Below are 13857 nucleotides of genomic sequence, written 5' to 3'. Positions count from 1 at the left end.
ATGCAACACAATCAACGTCCGGGGCACTCGCCTTGCGGCGCACAAAACATGGTTAAAACATCTTGAGTATGACAGGCTCCAGCTCCCGCACAAGCAGGAACAGGCCCAGCAAACAGCACACGCCTCCAATGAGGGTGCGCAGCATGCCCGTGGGCGTGCGTTTTGCCAGAACAACACCGCCAGCAAAACCTGCAATTTCAAGAATGCAGACTATCGGCAACAGGGCAAAATCCACATGGCCGTCAGCTATATTGCCCACAGTGCCAAACACGGCTGTAACCACCTGATACGGCATGGCAAGGCCCACAGCCGTCATGGGGGCAACACCGGCGGCTATCATCCACGGGATGGTCAGCACCGGGCCGCCAGCGCCGGTCATACCCGCCAGAAAGCCAGTGCTCGCCCCGATGAAGAAAAACCCCGCCCTGCTCTGCCAAAAAACGCTGCCGCCAGCCTTGGGGGGGCGCAATACGCAAAAGCCTGCAAACAGGATGATGCCCGCCAGCAAAATTACCAGCGGCTTTGCGTTGATGCTGGCGTTGAGCACGGCTCCGGGCAGAGCCGCAAGGCCGCCGATCATAAAGGGCGTGGCCCGCGACCAGTCCACATGGCCCAAACGGCGGTACATGACGGTTCCCACCAGCCCAATGGGCAAAAAGGACGCCAGCGCCGTCCCCATGGCCTCGTGCGGCTCAAGCCCGCTCAGCAGGATCAGCCCGGGAGGAACAAGGATACCGCCTACGCCCGTAAGCCCAACCAGAATACCCACCAGCAGGCATACAGCACCCAGCGCTATTAACAACATATCTTCCTCAAAAAATAGGCAGACTGACCACCAGGAAGCATAGCCAGAGCGTCAGTCCCCCACACAAGGCGCTATAGCGCAAGAGTTCGCAAAGCGCCAGCAAGCGCTTGCTATCCCAGGGCTCGGCCTCGTCCTGTTCTGGCCCAAGCCAGGGTTTTGGCGTCAGCGTGCCAAAGTACACGGACGGCCCCCCCATGCGCGCCCCACACAACCATGAGCAGACCGTCATGGACCAGCCCGAATTGGGGCTTGGCATGCCTACGGCCTGCTGAGCCACAATCCGGAAACCGGGCCAGCGGCCTTGCCACAGGCGCGAGGGCCGCATCTTGCCGGGCAAAAACCGCAGATGACGTTCACAGATGGCTACGCATCTGTCCGCAAGACAGGCCGCGCAGGCCGACAAACGGGCAGGAATGTAGGCCAGCGTATCATCGCCGCGCGCCCCGGCCCAGCCCAGCCAGAGCCACTTTTCGGTCACGTAGCCCCACATGGAATCAGTTGTGCTCACGGCCTTGTAGCACCACATGGCCACAGGCCCGCCCACGAGCAGCCAGAAAAAAGGAGCCATAAAGGCGTCCGTGAGATTTTCAGAAAGCGTATCGGCCAGGGTTTTGCGCATGAGGGGGCGATCCATGCTGGAAGTGTCCCTGCTGACCAGCCACGAAAGTGCTTCGCGCGCTTGCGGCTCGTCATAGTGTTCCACCCGGCGCAGCACCTCCTGCCCGGTGCGCAGCAAGCTGCCCAGAGCAAGCCCGGCCCAGGCCAGATACAGTGCCAGCAACGGACCAACTACCGGCAAGGAAACCAGCCCCCACGCAACCGCGCCTGTCAGGCTCACAAGCACTGCCAGGGCAACAGCCCCGGCAAAGCGCCCGCGCTGGCGTTCGGCATCCGGCCCGTTCTTGCGCATAAAACGCCGCGCCGGAGCTTCCAGCCAGTCCAGCAGCTTGCCCACCGCGCAAACAGGATGCCGCCACGGCAAGTCAGGGTCGCCCAGCCAGAGATCAAAAATCAGGGCCAGAGGGGCAAGCCACCAGCATTCCCACGCGGAATAGGGGAATAGCTGCGCCAGACTCACGCCCAATCCTCCATGAGGCCGGTACGGGCCAGGGCCATGTACAGCACAATGCCCGCCGATGTGGAAAGATTGAGGCTGCGCACGCGGCCCTCCAACATGGGAATACGGATGCGGTGGGGCGAAAGCTCCAGGATTTCCTGCGGCAGACCGCGTGTTTCCGGCCCGAACACGAGGCAGTCTTCCGGCTCAAAGGCAAACTGGTGGGCCGGGGCGCTGACCTGCCCTTTCTTGGCCGAGGTCAGCACAAGGCGCGCGCCCTGCTGCCCCTGCGCCGCAAAGGCGGCCCAGTCGGGCCAGACGCGCAGCCGCACGTTGGGCCAGTAATCCAGCCCTGCGCGCTTGAGGTAGCGGTCTTCAAGCTTGAAGCCCAGAGGCTCAATGAGGTTCAGGGTGGTATCCGTGGCGGCGCACAGTCGGGCGATATTGCCTGTATTGGGGGGGATTTCCGGCTCAAAAAGAACTATCTGCATGGTGTAGCTGACTGGTGGTAATAATGTGAATGGCTCAGACTGGGAGTGCCAGTCATATTGCCGTGGCAAACATATCTAATTGGCCTCCCCCGCGAGGGACAGGCGCATGCCGATGCGGCTGGTCAGGCCGCAGCGCTTTTCTTCTTCAAGAATATCCTTGAGAAACAGGGGCGTGTCCGCATCTTCCAGCGCCGTGAAGCCCAACCGGGCGTAAAATGGCGCATTCCAGGGCACGTGGGTAAACGTTGTCAGATAGAGGGCGGGCATTCTGCGCTGCCGCAAGCCCTCCGCAACCTGCCCGATGAGGGCTGCGCCTATGCCTTTGCGCATGTGGTCGGGGTGCACGTCAATCTGGGCCAGCAGGGCGGCATGGTCAACCAAACGCACATAGGCGTAGCCCACAGGATTGCCCGCTTGATCAAGGGCCGCCCAGAGAAGGCCGTTTTGAACAGCTTCATGCAGTTTGTCCACAGGCGTGAAATCAGAACGGATGTGATCCGGTATGGAGCCTGAAGGAAAAATCCCCGCAGCGGCTACTTCGATAGCCGCCAGCAGAGGCACATGAGCTGCCGTTGCCAGCTCTATGGTGTATCCCTGAGGACTTTTCATATCAATCCGCCGCGCAAAGCAACGTATTTTCCTGCAACAAACGGCAGCATTGATAATTTTTGTTTTCCAGTGAAATTTTCACAGTTCTATGCTTTCGTGAGCAGGTGCGCCATGCGCAAATTTCCCGTCCTCAGGGCCGCACGTTTGTCAGAGTCGGCCTCCCCTGAGCACCGTTTGCTCTCCGCCGAAATTCTGAAGCCCTTGTCTCTTCGTGAGCGGGTGCGCCGTGCGATGGATTTTGTTCCCCGGCAAGGAAAAATATTGCCCGTGGAGGGAGTGTACATAACGGTACTCGACCGACACAGGGCAATATTTTGACGCAGCCGGAGGGCAAAAGACACGCACGGAGCACCCGTTCACCTAACCAACCTTGGCGGAGAGACCGGGAACAACCTGACAAACAACGCGAATATCCTTGCTGCCAAAGCCCGCATCGTCCAGCGTGGCGAAGATGTCTGCCTCGGTCACTTCTACCCGCGCGCCGCTGACGCCTGCCGCCTCCAGCCTTTCGCGCAGCAGGGCGCTGGCTCGCTGGCGGGCTTCGTTCAGGCTGTAGCCCTTGCCAATGCGCTCGGTCAATTCAACGGCCGGGATTGTCAGCACGCAGCGCCCGGTATCGGCGTAGAGTTCCAGTGCGTCTGTGGGCAGGGTCAGAGCCGCGCCCACGGCATTGGCAACATCCGCATGCGGCGGCGTTTCCACGGGCAAGTTCAGAGCTTTGGACATGCGCCGGACAACGCAGGCCGCAGGACCGCCCACCAGCCACACGTGCTGCGGGCGCGCCTCGCGCACGGCCTTGAGTGCCGCCAGGGTGTAAATGGGGCGGGCGTTGATGCCATCGGTCAGGGCGCGGGCAGCGGCAGCCACCTGCGCAAGGGCATCGTCTGCGGCCATTTGGGCCAAAGATTCCGGGGACAGACCGTGTTCTGCGGCCAGTGCGGCAATGCCCGCCGTGGATGCGGTCGCATCGCCCGCCACGGCATCCCCGCCATTGATACCCTGCGCGCCAGCCGAGCCAGCGGCAAAATTCAATACGTTCAGAGCATCCAGCAGGGTGGGACGGGAACCGCCAAAGGCCATGGCCGGGCCTTCGCGCAGGGGGCCGACCTGAACCGGGCGCGCAGCACCGGGCGCGGCATCCACCGTAAGCAGCGAATCGCCGCCCACGCCTATGGAAACCGAAGCCAGAGCGCGCACAAGGGTGCGCCGCCCCTTGAGCAGCATACCGTCCCTGTCCACCACCGGGGAGCCGTCCACAAAGAGCGCCATGTCCGTAGTGGTGCCGCCCATGTCGAGCAACAGGGAGCAGCCCTGCCGCATGGCCTTGCTGCCGCCGCACAGGGCGAGCACGCCCATGACGCTGGCCGCAGGGCCGGAAAGTATGGACTGCACAGGCTCCTGGCGCGAAAGCGTCAGTGGCACCGCCCCTCCGTCCGCCTTGAGCAGACGCACGGAAGCTGTAATGCCAGCCTCGGCAAGGGCTGCCTCCACAGCATTCAGAAATTCATTGTGCAGGCGCTGTACGGCGGCGTTGAAATAGGCTGTTGCCATGCGCCGGGGAAAGTTGAGCCGCCCCGAGAGCCTATGCCCCATAGTTATGGACATCAGTGGCGCAGCCGACCGCACGGCCTCGGCCATGGACAGCTCGTGCGCGGCATTGCGCGGCGAAAATTTGCCCACGCAGGCCACGGCGGCAACACCTGCGGCCTCCCATTCCCTGACAGCGGTGGGCAAGGAAGCTGTGCGCAGGGGGCTGACCTCCACGCCCCGGTGATCCAGCCCGCCGGGAACAATACAGACATGCGCGCCCATTGCAAAATGGTGCGGGTCAAGCCCCGGCCCGGCGGAAAGCACCAGCCCCACAGGGTCTGCGCGATCCTGCACCAGGGCGTTGACGGCCAGGGTCGCCCCCAGTGTCACGCGTGAAATAGCGCCAAAATCGCAATCAGGAGCAGCCTTTGCCAGGGCGGCAAGCACCTCGCGCACAGATGCGGGCAGATTGTCGTGACGGGTGCGCGCCTTGGCGCTGGCCACCAACCGGGCGGAGGGCAAAGCCTCCGCACCCAATCCTGCTGCACAAATTTCACCCGGAGCCTGCTCCTCTGCGGCGGCATCGCAGGCAAGCAGCACGGCGTCGGTGTGCGTGCCCCCGGCGTCAATACCCAGCACATATGTTTCGCTCATAATTCCGGCCTCATAATACTTGTTTGCTGGCCCTGAACATACGGCATCGCCCCCCGCAGGGCCAGCCCTTATTATTGGACAGTTTTCAGGCGTCCTTACCCGCCCTGCCCCGCCGCGCATCCCCCTTGCCTGTTCCAGGCGCTCGTTCCATGCGCCCGCAATTGTGGATATTCTTTCTCCCACTGGCGCAATTGCTTGCCATATGCGGTCATTTTCAGTAGATTTTTGCTCTTGCGGCAACCGCCGGGACTGCCCCGGCGCGCCCGCGTCTTATACAGCAGGCTACTGCGGAGGAAAGCCATGCAGAACGCAAAGTTTATCTGGTTTGACGGAAAAATGCTCCCTTCTGAACAAGCACAGGTTCATGTGCTGACCCACGCCTTGCATTACGGCAGCGCCGTATTTGAAGGTATTCGCGCATACGCCTGCGCCGACGGCACTTCTGCCGTATTCCGTCTGGAAGACCACTGCAAGCGCCTAATTAACTCCGCTAAGATTATGCGCCTGGAAGTACCCTTCACGGCTGAACAGCTCGTAGCCGCCTGTATTGAGACCCTCAAGGCCAACAAACTGCCCGAAGGTTACGTGCGCCCCCTTTCTTTTGTGGGCCACGGCGAAATGGGCGTCTACCCCGGCAACAACCCGGTGCAGACCATCATCGCCGCCTGGGCCTGGGGCGCGTACCTTGGCGCAGAAGCTCTTGAAAAGGGCATCCGCGTCAAGACCAGCAGCTTTGCCCGCAGCCATGTGAATACCAGCATGTCCAAGGCCAAGGCCGCCGGCAACTACATCAACTCCATCCTTGCCAAGGTGGAAGCCAAGGAAGACGGCTATGACGAAGCCGTGATGCTCGACACCAATGGCTACGTTTCCGAAGCCACGGGCGAAAACATCTTTATCGTGCGCGACGGCGTGATCAAGACCACGCCCTGGACGTCCATTCTGGGCGGCCTCACGCGCGATTCCGTCATGAAGCTTGCCCGAGACCTCGGCTACACCGTGGAAGAACAGCAGTTCACCCGCGATGAATTCTACATCGCTGACGAAGCGTTCTTTACCGGCACGGCGGCTGAAATCACCCCCATCCGCGAGCTTGACCACCGCCAGATCGGCGTTGGACACGCTGGCCCGGTGACCAAGCATCTGCAGAAAGAATACTTTGCCATCGTCAAGGGCGAAAATCCCAAGTACGAAGGCTGGCTGCACCGCTTTACCATTTAGTGCAGACAAACGGCGGGCTACAATGCCGCCGTTTACAAGATATGCATCCGGCAGTTCCGCCCTCGCGGGGCTGCCGGATGCCAGACAGAAAACAAGCCCGGTCGCGTTGTAATTCGGCGCAGCACGGACACAACAGGTAACAGCCTTTCCTGCGGGTTCGCGCGCAGCGCAATCCGGGACTGCCCGACAGCCCGTTGGTCATCATTCAAAGGCAACGAGCGCCATGAAACATCTTTCCCTCGCCGCACGATACAGGCCGCAAAACTTCGCCCAGGTAGCAGGACAGGACATGGTCAAAGCCGTCCTTTCCCGTGCTGCGGCTGAAGACAGGCCCGCAGCCGCCTATCTTTTGAGCGGCACTCGCGGCGTGGGCAAAACTACCATTGCCCGCATTTTTGCCAAGGCGCTCAACTGTCAGCACGCACCGGGGCCGGAACCGTGCAACCAGTGCGAGCAGTGCCGCAAGATCACCCAGGGCGTACATGTTGACGTGACCGAGATCGACGGCGCTTCCAACAACAGCGTGGAAGACGCCCGCTCCCTGCGCGAAACCATCGGCTACGCGCCCATGGAAGGCCGCTACAAGATTTTCATCATTGACGAAGCCCACATGCTTACCCGCAACGCCTTCAACGCGTTGCTGAAAACGCTGGAAGAGCCGCCGGAACGCGTGGTCTTTATCTTTGCCACCACCGAGGCGCACAAGTTCCCCATCACCATTGTGAGCCGCTGCCAGCATTTTGTGTTTCGCCACCTGAGTGAAGACGCGCTCTTTGCCCACCTCACCGCCGTGCTGCGCAAGGAAAACGCGGCCTTTGAAGAGGGGGCCGTACGGCTTATTGCGCGCAGGGCTGCGGGCAGCGTGCGCGACAGTATGTCGTTGCTGGATCAGACCCTCGCCCTTGGCGGCGAGGAACTCACCGTTGCAGCCACCCGGCAGGTGCTCGGACTCGCAGGGCAGGAACTGTTTGCGGAGCTGTTTACCGCCCTGCAAGGGCAGGATTGCGCGGCAGTGGCAAACCTGTGTGGGCAGATATTGCAGCAAGGCGTGGATATTGGATTTTTCATGCGGGAGCTTGCAGGCAATCTGCGCAACCTTTTTTTACTGCGCCAGAGCGGTCAGGCCATAGTGCCGAGCCTGCGCCTTCCTGCAGACGAGGCAGCCCTGTGGCAGGGCATTGCCCCGCAATTTTCTGCCGCGCATCTGCACGCGGCATGGCAGATGGCCCTTGACGCGCAGCGCGGCATAGTGCAAAGCCCGGAACCAGCAGCCGCGCTTGAACTGCTTTTGCTCAACCTTGCCCTGCTGCCGCAGTTGCTGCCCGTTGGGCAAGCCACGCCCGGCCCCGTTGGGCAGGCTGGTGGAGCCGGACAGGGAACCCAGCAGGCTCATGCCGTGCCCCCCTCTGCGCAGCGTATGGAAAGCAGTGCGGGAATGCCAACCGGAAACGCGCAAATGGCGCAATCCCGCCCCAGGGATGCCGCCACGGTGCAGCACTCCGCCAATGATGCGGACGATACGGAATCTGACGAGCCTGACGCGGCCCAGAATTTTGCAACCCCTACGCACCGCCCCTGGCGGCCCGGTGCGCAAACAGGAGCAGCGCAACCAGACCAGAACAGCCCTGTTTATGGCGGGCCTGACCAGAGTTGCTCAAGCCAGGACGGCTCAAATCTGGGCAGCCCAGGCCAGAAGGCCCCCCGTCAGGAAGATTCTGGCTCCCGAAATTTCGGGCAAGATGATTCTGGACAAAATGGAACTGGTCCCAGAGGTTCTGACCAGCCGGACTCCGGCGCAAGCCTCGCTGGCGGGCAAGGCTTCAACCAAAGCGGCGCGGGTATATCAGGCCAGAGCAAGCAGGAAGGTCAGGCAGCCTGCAACTGGGTGGCATTTTGTGATTTTTGCTCTTCATGGCAAGATGCCGGGCGCGACATGCCGCGCCAGCATTTGCTTCGCAGCGTGAGCGCCACATGGACGGACGGGATTTTACGCCTCTCCCCCAAGGCTGAAACCCAGTTGTTCCAGCTTGAGCGCGGACGCGAGGAGCTGACAGCAGCTCTGACCGCCTACGGCGCAGGGCAGACGCAGCTGGAACTCGTGGCGCCCCGGCCCTATCGCCCAGAGGCGGAACTTATTGAAGAATTCAGCCAGAGGCCCGAGTTGCAGCCCTGCCTTGAAGTGCTGAACGCGCGGGTCAAAGGGTGCCGCCCGGTGGATCAGGACAACCGCTGAGCCCGCTGACAACTGAAAAAAACTTTCCGCGTCCGCCCGGCCCACGCCCCCGGAACCGGAAGTATGCAACAGACGCAAGGAGAAACACATGCGGAACATGAACGACATTCTGCGCCAGGCGCAGGTTATGCAGAACAAGATTGCCAAACTCCAGCAGGAACTGGGCGAGCACAGCTACGAAGCCAGCAGCGGCGGCGGCATGGTCAAGGCCGAAGTTTCCGGCAAGCAGGAACTGCGCAAGCTGGTCATTGATCCCAAGGCCCTTGAAGGCAACGATGTTGAAATGCTCCAGGATCTTATTCTGGCCGCTGTTAATGAAGCCGGTCGCATCGCCCGCGAAACCATGGAGCGCGAAATGAGCTCCATCTCCGGCGGCATCAAGCTGCCCGGCCTTTTCTAGAGCCATGCACGATCGGATTCCCGAACCGCTCAAGGCCCTGGTAGAGCAACTTTCGCGTCTGCCGGGCCTTGGCCCCAAATCCGCCATGCGGGCCGCCATGGCCCTGCTCAAATGGCCGGAAGCCGAAACTCGGCGTCTTGGGCGCGGTATTCACGACCTGCGCGACAATCTGCACCTCTGCTCGCGCTGCGGCGGGCTTTCTTCCACTGACCCATGCGCCGTCTGTTCCGATACGGAGCGCGCCCGCGATACGCTCTGCCTTGTCACGGAATGGGACAGCATGCTCACGCTGGACGAAGGCGGCTTTTATCACGGTCAGTATCTAATTCTGGGCGGTCTGCTCGCTCCTCTTGAGCGCATGGACTCCGACAGCCTCGACATGGACAGGCTTGTGAAACGCCTGGGTGAAGGCGAGGTGCAGGAGCTTATTCTAGCCCTGGGTGCGACGCTTGAGGCTGAGAATACGGCTTCCTTCATCCGGCAGATGGTGCGCAGGCAGTTCCCCGCTGTGCGCGTTTCGCGTCTTGCACAGGGTATCCCCCTTGGGGCCGAAGTAAAATTTATGGACAAAGAAACCCTGCGACAATCCCTGCAATTCCGCCAGGACCTCTCCTGACATCCCACATACCCAACTCAGCGACTCGTCTTTTTTTCACTCCGGTATAAATTTTTCGCTGATTCTGCCGTAAGAAGGGCAACACGGAGACTTTCTGCGTTGCCCTGCAATGCGTTTGTGTTTTGCGCACATTTGCACAATCTCCTTGTTTTTCTGCCTCCCGGCATATATTATTTGATAAACAATATATGCTACGTGTTTTGCCAAAGACATATGCATCGTAAAAACTTTCAGGAATCTCAGTGGGATGGTTTCTGTTTGCGCGTTGCATTTCTTTGCACTGGCCAACTGACAGCGCCCGGGCCAAATGGCGTTTGCCAGCAAATCAAAGGCGCAGGATGAGGTTCCATTCCATGAACATGACTTTGGCTTATCGCATCATCTTTGTTTTTGTCGCAGGTCTCGTGCTGGCCTGTATGGCCATGCTCATCGGTTTTAATATGGTTCTGGGCGATGCCCTGTCCGGCACTGCCGCCCTGAAAGCCCTGCTTATTGGCGGCGGCTTTACACTCCTGCTATCCGTTGCTGGCTCTTTTTTTATCTGCAACAGGCTCTGCCCCATCCGTAAAATTGTGCTCTACGCCAAAGCCATTGCCGCTGGCGATGAAAAAGCAAAGCTGGACATAGACCGCTCCGACTGCCTGGGCCACATGGCCACGGCCCTGCAAGAAATGGTTGCCAAGCTCGAAGGCCAGGCCCACTGGTATGAGAGCATACTCAATACCCTGCCCCTTTCCATTTCGGTAACAGATAACGACATGGTCTGGACATTCTGCAACAAGGTCGCGCTCGAGAGCATGAATAAATCCTGTCAGGGCGATGTGGTGGGCAAGCACTGCTCGGAAAAGCAGGGCAACATCTGCAACACGCCGCAGTGCGGCATTGAGCAGCTGCGCCTGGGCAACAAGCAGGTTCTCAATGAAATGCCCAATGGCAAAACCATGAAGATCATGCTCGACTTTTTGCAGGACCGACGCGGCAACGTGGTGGGCCATGTGGAAATTGGCGAGGACATCACCGAACGCATCGCTCTTGAAAAGAAAGCTGATCAAGCCGCGCACAAGGCCCGCATGGAAACAGTGAACCAGCTTGAGGGTGTTGTGGAAACATTGCAGCATGCCGCCAACACTCTCGACAAATCACTCAACGATGTGCGCGACAAGTCCGGCACGGTGGCCGACCGCATGGCAGAAACCGCCACTGCCATGGACGAAATGAACTCCACCGTGCTTGAAGTGGCCCACAACGCAGACGGCGCTGCCGATGCGGCCAATTCCGTGCAGGGACACGCCCAGGAAGGCGCGGACATTGTGCTGCGCACCATCAAGAATATGCAGGAAGTGCAGGGCAAGGCCTCTGGCCTCAAGGGCGAGATGAGCACGCTGGACAAACAGGCAAGGGACATTGGCGCAGTGCTGACGCTTATCCGCGATATTGCCGACCAGACAAACCTGCTTGCCCTTAACGCCGCTATTGAAGCAGCCCGCGCTGGCGATGCTGGTCGTGGCTTTGCAGTGGTGGCGGACGAAGTGCGCAAACTGGCCGAAAAAACCATGAGCGCCACCAGCGAGGTGGAAAAAGCCATTGCCGCCATTCAGGAAGGCACCAGCAAAAGCGCCACCACAGTGGATCACACTGTCAATTCCATTGAAGAAGTGAGCCATATGGCGCAGGAATCGGGCCACTCGCTTGATCTTATCTCAAACCTTGCCGGCGATTCCAGCAGCCGGGTTTCCGCCATTGCCACGGCAGCCACCCAGCAGTCGGCTGCCTCGGAAGAAATCAACCGCAATATTGCCGAGGTCAACACGCTGAGCGCCCGGATAGCCGAGGCCACCAATGCCGCCGCCAGTCAGGTGCGTGATCTTGCTGCTCAGGTCAATATTGTAACGGGCATCCTTGACGACATACGCAAGGACGACAAAAAACATGCAGCCAAGGCGTAATCCATAAAATTACCGGGCACCAGAGCCTGACATAATTCAACCGCCGGAGTACGCTTCCGGCGGCTTTTTTTTATGCTGCTCGCGGGAAAAAACGTCAGGGTTACGCTTGCAACCCACCACTTGCGCAAGTTTTTTGATTTTTTTTGCCCAACCGCTCTGGACGATAACGGAGAAGGACTTACATATTGTTCGCGCCCAACCAATGGCGCTGATTTTCCCGCGCTCGCCGCCGTTTGCGCACTCCCTGAGGCCCCTCGGAGGTGGTAGCGCGAAGCGCACAGAGAAGTTTTCCTGAGGAGGATTCAGATATGTCCAAGATCATAGGCATCGACCTGGGTACCACGAACTCCTGCGTCTACGTCATGGAGGGCAAGGACCCCAAGTGCATCACCAATCCCGAAGGTGGCCGTACCACTCCTTCCGTGGTCGCCTTTACAGATAAGGAACGTCTGGTTGGCGATATCGCCAAGCGCCAGGCCGTCACCAATCCCAAGCGTACGGTTTTTGCCATCAAGCGCCTCATGGGCCGTAAATTTGAAAGCCCTGAAGTTGGCCGCTGGAAAGAGCATTCGCCCTACGCCATCGTCAAGGCTGCCAATGATGACGCTGGCGTGGAAGTGGATGGCCGCACCTACAGCGCGCCTGAAGTTTCGGCCATGATTCTGGCCAAGCTGAAGGCCGATGCGGAAGCATACCTTGGCGAAACCGTTACCGAAGCGGTTATCACCGTGCCCGCCTACTTTAACGACGCCCAGCGTCAGGCCACCAAGGACGCGGGCCGCATCGCCGGTCTTGACGTCAAGCGTATCATCAACGAGCCCACTGCGGCCTCGCTGGCGTACGGCGCTGACAAAAAGGCCAACGAAAAGATCGCGGTGTTCGACCTCGGCGGCGGCACCTTTGATATTTCCATCCTTGAAGTTGGCGACAACGTTGTGGAAGTGCGCGCCACCAATGGCGACACCTTCCTCGGCGGCGAAGACTTTGACCAGCGCGTCATCAACTTCCTGGTGGAAGAGTTCAAGCGCGAAAACGGCATTGACCTTGCCAAGGACAGCATGGCCCTCCAGCGCCTGAAAGAAGCCGCTGAAAAGGCCAAGAAAGACCTTTCCACCTCCATGGAGGCCGAGGTCAACCTGCCCTTTATCACTGCCGACCAGAACGGCCCCAAGCACATGCTCATCAAGATTGGCCGCGCCAAGCTTGAATCGCTGGTCAGCGACCTTGTTGACCGCACCATTGAGCCTTGCAAAAAGGCCCTGGCAGACGCTGGCATGAGCGCCTCGCAGATTGATGAAGTCATTCTTGTGGGCGGCATGACCCGTATGCCTCTGGTGCAGAGCGTGGTGGGCAAGTTCTTTGGCAAGGAGCCCAACCGCTCCGTGAACCCGGACGAAGTTGTGGCCATGGGCGCTGCCATTCAGGGCGGCATCCTCACCGGCGACGTCAAGGACGTGCTGCTGCTCGACGTGACCCCGCTTTCCCTTGGTATCGAAACCATGGGCGGCGTGTTCACCAAGCTGATCGACCGCAACACCACCATCCCGACGCGTAAAAGCCAGGTGTTCACCACTGCGTCCGACAACCAGCCCTCGGTGTCCATCCACGTGCTTCAGGGCGAGCGCCCCATGGCGCCCGACAACATGACCCTGGCCCGTTTTGACCTGGCTGGAATTCCCCCGGCGCCCCGTGGCGTGCCGCAGATCGAGGTGTCTTTTGACATCGACGCCAACGGCATCGTGAACGTGTCCGCCAAGGACATGGGCACCGGCAAGGAACAGTCCATCAAGATCACGGCTTCTTCCGGCCTGTCGGAAGACGACATCCAGCGTCTGGTGCGCGAGGCTGAAACCCACGCCACGGACGACAAGAAGAAGCAGGAACTGATTGAAGCGCGCAACCACGCCGACAGCCTGATCTATGGCACGGAGAAATCCCTGACCGATCTGGGCGACAAGGCAGATGCCGCGCTCAAGAGCGACATTGACGGCAAAATCGCCGCTCTGCGCAAGCTCATGGAAGGCGAAGACGCCGCAGCTATCAAGGCTGCCACCGACGACCTCGCCAAGACCTCACACAAGCTTGCCGAACAGCTCTATCAGCAGCAGGCCCAGCAGACTGGCGGTCAGCCCGGCGCAGAGGCCGGAGCAGCAGGCGCAGGCCAGCAGCACGGCAATGCGGGCGATGATGTTGTGGACGCAGACTACACTGAAGTGAAGAAATAAGGGCAAGGGCAGCTCGGCGGCACACGCCCCGAACTTGCAACCACGCCTACCCTGTACTAAAAAGGTCTGG

The 13857-nt window shown here is 60.1% G+C and carries 11 protein-coding genes; 6 read left to right on the top strand and 5 right to left on the bottom strand.

Annotated features, from left to right (window positions below; genetic code table 11):
- Positions 1–52: 52 nt before the first annotated feature.
- The 5 genes from ACUZ79_RS04135 to ACUZ79_RS04115 all read right to left on the bottom strand — a co-directional run bounded on the left by ACUZ79_RS04135 (position 53) and on the right by ACUZ79_RS04115 (position 5146).
- Positions 53–805 carry a sulfite exporter TauE/SafE family protein gene (locus ACUZ79_RS04135; RefSeq protein ID WP_240823706.1) on the bottom strand — a complete coding sequence of 251 codons (753 nt, stop codon included), beginning with the start codon at positions 803–805 and terminating at the stop codon, positions 53–55.
- 7 nt (positions 806–812) lie between these two features.
- Positions 813–1883 carry a CobD/CbiB family cobalamin biosynthesis protein gene (locus tag ACUZ79_RS04130; RefSeq protein WP_449250781.1) on the bottom strand — a complete coding sequence of 357 codons (1071 nt, stop codon included), beginning with the start codon at positions 1881–1883 and terminating at the stop codon, positions 813–815.
- Positions 1880–2353: a tRNA (cytidine(34)-2'-O)-methyltransferase gene (locus ACUZ79_RS04125; protein WP_240823704.1), complete on the bottom strand. Its 474-nt coding sequence runs from the start codon at positions 2351–2353 to the stop codon at positions 1880–1882. The genes ACUZ79_RS04130 and ACUZ79_RS04125 overlap by 4 nt, the downstream gene beginning before the upstream one ends.
- Positions 2354–2428: 75 nt before the next feature.
- Positions 2429–2962, bottom strand: coding sequence for a GNAT family N-acetyltransferase (locus ACUZ79_RS04120; protein ID WP_449250780.1), 534 nt, complete (start codon positions 2960–2962; stop codon positions 2429–2431).
- 360 nt (positions 2963–3322) lie between these two features.
- Positions 3323–5146, bottom strand: a complete 1824-nt coding sequence (locus tag ACUZ79_RS04115; RefSeq protein WP_449250779.1) for a hydantoinase/oxoprolinase family protein — start codon at positions 5144–5146, stop codon at positions 3323–3325.
- A gap of 300 nt (positions 5147–5446) precedes the next feature.
- On the opposite strand from ACUZ79_RS04115, the gene ACUZ79_RS04110 reads away from it, so the two are divergent.
- The 6 genes from ACUZ79_RS04110 to dnaK all read left to right on the top strand — a co-directional run bounded on the left by ACUZ79_RS04110 (position 5447) and on the right by dnaK (position 13787).
- Positions 5447–6367, top strand: coding sequence for a branched-chain amino acid transaminase (locus tag ACUZ79_RS04110; RefSeq protein WP_022657737.1), 921 nt, complete (start codon positions 5447–5449; stop codon positions 6365–6367).
- 223 nt (positions 6368–6590) lie between these two features.
- Positions 6591–8600, top strand: a complete 2010-nt coding sequence (dnaX, locus tag ACUZ79_RS04105; protein ID WP_449250778.1) for a DNA polymerase III subunit gamma/tau — start codon at positions 6591–6593, stop codon at positions 8598–8600.
- 88 nt (positions 8601–8688) lie between these two features.
- Positions 8689–9000: a YbaB/EbfC family nucleoid-associated protein gene (locus tag ACUZ79_RS04100; protein WP_240823700.1), complete on the top strand. Its 312-nt coding sequence runs from the start codon at positions 8689–8691 to the stop codon at positions 8998–9000.
- A gap of 4 nt (positions 9001–9004) precedes the next feature.
- The gene (gene recR / locus ACUZ79_RS04095) at positions 9005–9616 is read left to right on the top strand and encodes a recombination mediator RecR (protein ID WP_298995428.1); all 612 of its coding nucleotides are present in this window, start codon (positions 9005–9007) and stop codon (positions 9614–9616) included.
- A 353-nt stretch (positions 9617–9969) separates the two neighbouring features.
- Entirely contained in the window at positions 9970–11562 is a 1593-nt protein-coding gene (locus ACUZ79_RS04090; protein WP_449250777.1) for a methyl-accepting chemotaxis protein, read from the top strand.
- Between the two features lie 308 nt (positions 11563–11870).
- Positions 11871–13787, top strand: coding sequence for a molecular chaperone DnaK (dnaK, locus tag ACUZ79_RS04085; protein ID WP_192112274.1), 1917 nt, complete (start codon positions 11871–11873; stop codon positions 13785–13787).
- Positions 13788–13857: the final 70 nt, after the last annotated feature.

Source organism: Desulfovibrio faecalis (assembly GCF_053570625.1).
Note: the sequence above shows the minus strand (reverse complement) of the source record. Positions and strands in the feature narration are given on the sequence as shown.